Source organism: Micromonospora sp. C28SCA-DRY-2 (assembly GCF_030519475.1).
Taxonomy (GTDB): Bacteria; Actinomycetota; Actinomycetes; order Mycobacteriales; family Micromonosporaceae; genus Micromonospora.
Map to the genome: position 1 here is coordinate 1 of NZ_JAUMKD010000015.1, position 4,353 is coordinate 4,353.

The 4,353-nt window shown below is 77.1% G+C and carries 4 protein-coding genes and 1 pseudogene; all 5 read left to right on the plus strand.

Annotated features, from left to right (window positions below; translation table 11 throughout):
• Positions 1-625: glycosyltransferase (locus Q3W71_RS30855; RefSeq protein WP_302923005.1), on the plus strand; the 625-nt coding region annotated here is incomplete at its 5' end.
• Complete coding sequence (locus tag Q3W71_RS30860; protein WP_302923006.1) at positions 610-1,827, plus strand: glycosyltransferase; 1,218 nt, start codon at positions 610-612, stop codon at positions 1,825-1,827. The genes Q3W71_RS30855 and Q3W71_RS30860, both read left to right, overlap by 16 nt.
• The gene (locus tag Q3W71_RS30865; protein ID WP_302923008.1) at positions 1,824-2,510 is read left to right on the plus strand and encodes an SIS domain-containing protein; all 687 of its coding nucleotides are present in this window, start codon (positions 1,824-1,826) and stop codon (positions 2,508-2,510) included. Before Q3W71_RS30860 ends, Q3W71_RS30865 begins: the two co-directional genes overlap by 4 nt.
• Positions 2,511-2,521: 11 nt before the next feature.
• Positions 2,522-3,919 (plus strand): annotated as a pseudogene (locus Q3W71_RS30870) (PfkB family carbohydrate kinase); the annotation flags it as partial.
• Between the two features lie 191 nt (positions 3,920-4,110).
• Positions 4,111-4,353, plus strand: a 243-nt coding sequence (locus Q3W71_RS30875) for an SDR family NAD(P)-dependent oxidoreductase (RefSeq protein WP_302923007.1), incomplete at its 3' end; no start/stop codon positions are given.

Genomic DNA, 4,353 nt, shown 5'->3' on the forward strand with positions numbered 1-4,353 from the left:
GCACGTGACCGGGTTCAACGAGCTGTTCTGGGACACCGGCGCGACCCGGACCACCGTGGTCGACCACGGCATCGTGGCCCCGACGGTGGAGTACACCGGCGAACTGGACCGGCTCGCCGTGGTGATCAACGAGCCGGTGCGGCGCTGGCGGGTCACCGGCACCGACCTGCTGCCCCGGTTCGCCGAGATCGCGCCGCTGGACGTCTTCGGCATGGGGGTGGCCGGGCTGCCGGAGCGGCTCGGCCTGCCCGCCGACCGGGTCACCGTCCACGACGACGTGCCGCAGGCCCGGATGCACACCGAGCTGGCGCGGCGGCGCGCGTACCTGCACCTGTGCCGGTGGACCTCGCTCGGGCTGAGCCTGATCGAGGCGATGGCGATCGGCATGCCGGTCGTCGCGCTGGCCACCACCGAGGCGGTGATGGCGGTGCCGCCGGGAGGCGGTGCGCTGTCCACCCGGGTCGACGTCCTGCTGGACGCCGCCGGCCGGTTCCTGGCGGAGCCGGCGGCGGCGCGTCGGGCGGGCGCCGAGGCCCGGGTGGCCGCGCGGGACCGCTACGGGCTCGACCGTTTCCTCGCCGACTGGGACCGGCTGCTGGAGGAGGAAGTATGCGCATCGCGATGATCTCGGAGCACGCCAGCCCGCTCGCCATCCTCGGCGGCGAGGACGCCGGGGGCCAGAACACCCACGTCGCCGAACTCTCCGCGGCGCTCGCCGCCGCCGGGCACGAGGTGCGGGTCTACACCCGCCGCGACGCGGTCGACCTGCCCGTGACGGTACGCAGCCCGGACGGCTACGACGTGGTGCACGTGCCGGCCGGGCCGGCCGAACCGGTGGCCAAGGACGCGCTGCTGCCGCACATGAAGGACTTCAGCACCTGGCTGGTGCATCGGTGGCGGGGGGACGACTGGGCACCCGAGGTGATCCACGCGCACTTCTGGATGAGCGGCCTCGCCGCGCTCGCCGCCAGCCACCAGACCGGCGTGCCGGTGGTCCAGACCTACCACGCGCTCGGCACTGTCAAGCGGCGCTACCAGGGCGTACAGGACACCAGCCCGGCCCGGCGGGTGGCCTACGAGCGGGAGCTGGGCCGCTCCGTCGACCGGGTCGTCGCGCAGTGCCAGGACGAGGTCGGCGAGCTGGTCCGGATGGGGGTGCCCCGGTCCCGGATGACCGTCATCCCGTCCGGGGTCAACCTGGGCACCTTCGCCCCGCTCGGCCCGGTCGCCGACCGCGAACCCGGCCGGCCGCGGATCCTCACCGTCGGCCGGCTGGTGGAGCGCAAGGGCTTCCAGACCGTGATCCGGGCGATGGCCCTGGTGCCGGACGCGGAGTGCGTGGTGGTGGGCGGCCCGCCGGCCGGCCTGCTGGAGACCGACCCGTACGCCCGCCGGCTGCGGGCGCTCGCCGGCACCTGCGGGGTGGCCGACCGGGTGCGCCTGGTCGGCGCGGTGCCGCGGGAGGAGATGGGCCGCTGGTACCGCTCGGCCGACATCCTGGTGGCCGCGCCCTGGTACGAGCCGTTCGGGCTCACCCCGCTGGAGGCGATGGCCTGCGGCGTGCCCGTGATCGGCACCGCCGTGGGCGGCATCAAGGACACGGTGGTCGACGGGGTCACCGGGGACCTGGTGCCGGCCCGGGACCCGCGCGCGCTCGGCACCGCGCTGCAACGCCTGCTCGACGACCGGATCCGCCGGTTCGCGTACGCCACCGCGGCGCTCGAACGGGCCCGGCGGCGCTACTCCTGGGCGGCGACCGCGGACCGGCTCGCCGAGGTCTACGACGAGGTGGCCGCCGTGCACCGGCCGACCCGGGTGGTGGCCTGATGACGGCGGGCACCCTGCTCGACGCCCACCTGGCGAACCTGGCCGCGGCGCTGCTGCCGTACCGGCAGTGCGAGCAGCTGCTGGCCCGGTGGGGTGAGACGCTGGCCCACCGGCTGGTGGCCGGTGGTCGGCTGCTGGTGGCCGGCAACGGCGGCAGCGCCGCCGAAGCCCAACACCTCACCGCCGAACTCGTCGGCAAACTCCGCGACGACCGCCAACCCCTGTCCGCCATCGCCCTCCACGCCGAAACCAGCGCCCTCACCGCCATCGGCAACGACTACGGCTACGACCAAGTCTTCGCCCGCCAGGTCCGCGCCCACGGCCGACCCGACGACATCCTCCTCCTGCTCTCCACCAGCGGCACCAGCACCAACCTCCTGCACGCCGCCCACGCCGCCCACGACACCGGCCTACGCTGCTGGGCCTTCACCGGCCCCACCCCCAACCCCCTCGCCGACGCCTGCCACGACACCCTCGCCATCCCCTCCGACGACAGCCAGATCGTCCAGGAACTCCACCTCGTCTCCACCCACCTGCTCTGCGAATACGTCGAGCAGGCGCTGCCGGCGGCGCTGGCCGCGGCGGCGACCCGCCGTGGCACGCCGGCCGGGCACACCCGCTCGGGGCGGCCGGTGCGGACCGGGGTCGAGGTGGTGCTCGACGGTGGACAGGTCGAGGCGTGAGGAGGGCAAGCGTGGCGGGACCCGTGGTGGTGGTCGGTGACACCCTGCTCGACCGGGACGTCGAGGGGGTGGTCAACCGGCTCTGTCCGGACTCTCCGGTGCCGGTGCTGGACGAGACCGGGTACGTCGACCGGCCCGGCGGCGCCGGCCTGGCCGCGGTCTTCGCCGCCGCGCAGGGCGCGGAGGTGGTGCTGGTCACCGCGCTGGCCGACGACGCCGGGGGCGCCCGGTTGAGTTCCCTGCTCACCGCCGCCGGCGTGCAGGTGTACCCGCTCGGGCTGGCCGGCGCCACGCCCGAGAAGATCCGGCTGCGGGCCCGTGGGCGGGTGCTGCTGCGGCACGACCGGGGCGGCCCGCCCGGCGATCCGGGGGAGCCGTCCGACGCGGTGCTGCGGCTGCTCGCCACCGCCTCCGCCGTGCTGGTCAGCGACTACGGCCGGGGGGTGGCCCGGCAGCCGGCGCTGCGCGCGGCGCTGGCCGACACCCGCGCGCCGGTGGTGTGGGACCCGCACCCGCGCGGCCCGGCCGCGGTGCCCGGGGTGCACCTGGCCACCCCGAACGAGGCGGAGGTACGGGAACTGGTGCCCACCCCGCCGGGCGGGTCCCGGCTGGCCACCGCGTCCCGGGGCGCGCAGGGGCTGCGGCGGCGCTGGCGGGCCGGCGCGGTGGCGGTGACCCTGGGTGGGGACGGCGCGCTGCTCTGCCACGCCGGGTCGACGCCGCTGGTGGTGCCCTCGCCGGCCGCCGCCGAGGGGGACACCTGCGGTGCCGGCGACCGGTTCGCGGCCACCGCGAGCGTGGCGCTGGCCCGGGGCGCGCTGGTCTCCGAGGCGGTCCAGGAGGCGGTCGGCGAGGCGTCGGCGTACGTGGCGAACGGGGGAGTGGCGAACGCGCTGCCCCCGCCGGCCGGTCCGGCGCCGGTGTCGGTGGTCAGCGCCGGGGACGGGGTCGGGGTGGCCTCGGCCGCGACGGTGGTGGCCCGGGTCCGCGCGGCCGGCGGCACCGTGGTGGCCACCGGCGGCTGCTTCGACCTGCTGCACGCCGGGCACGTGGCGACGTTGCAGGCCGCCCGCCAGCTCGGCGACTGCCTGGTGGTCTGCCTCAACTCCGACGCCAGCGTGAGCGGCCTGAAGGGGCCCGACCGGCCGGTCATCCCGCAGGGCGACCGGGCCCGGCTGCTGGCGGCACTGAGCTGCGTCGACGCGGTGATGATCTTCGACGAGCCGACCCCGCACGCCGCGCTGTCCTGGCTGCGTCCGGACGTCTGGGTCAAGGGCGGCGACTACGCCACCGGAGCCGGCGACACCTCGGCGCTGCCGGAGGCGGAGATCCTGCGCCGCTGGGGCGGGCACACCGTGGTGGTGCCGTACCTGGACGGGCGCTCCACCACGGCGATGATCGACGCGGCCCGGTCCACCGGTGGCCGGTCCGGCGACGCCTGCTGCGCCGCCTCGGCCGGGCACGCCGCGGCCGAGCCCGGGCCGCCGGCCGGCGCGGGACCGGCCGACGCGGCCGCCCGGGCGACGGATCGGCGGCTCACCGACACCGTGCCGCCGCCCGGGGCGTCCACCCGCCGGCCGACCTCGTCGGACGGCACCCGGTGAGCGGGGGGCCGCCCGGCGCCGGGCCGACAGTCCTGATCACGGGCGGGTCGAGCGGGCTGGGCGCGGCGGTGGTCACCGCGGTGGCCCGGGCCGGTGGCCGGCCGCTGGTGCTGGACCGGCGGCCGCCGGCGGACGGGGTGGCGTGGGTGGAGTGCGACCTGGCCGACACCCGGGCCGCCGAGGCCGCCACCCGGCAGTTGGCCGAACGCTCCGGTGGCCTGGACGCGGTGGTCACCGCG

Excerpts from the sequence above, each read along its gene's own strand:
- Q3W71_RS30860 (WP_302923006.1), top strand. The coding sequence starts at position 610 with ATGCGCATCGCGATGATCTCGGAGCACGCCAGCCCGCTCGCCATCCTC.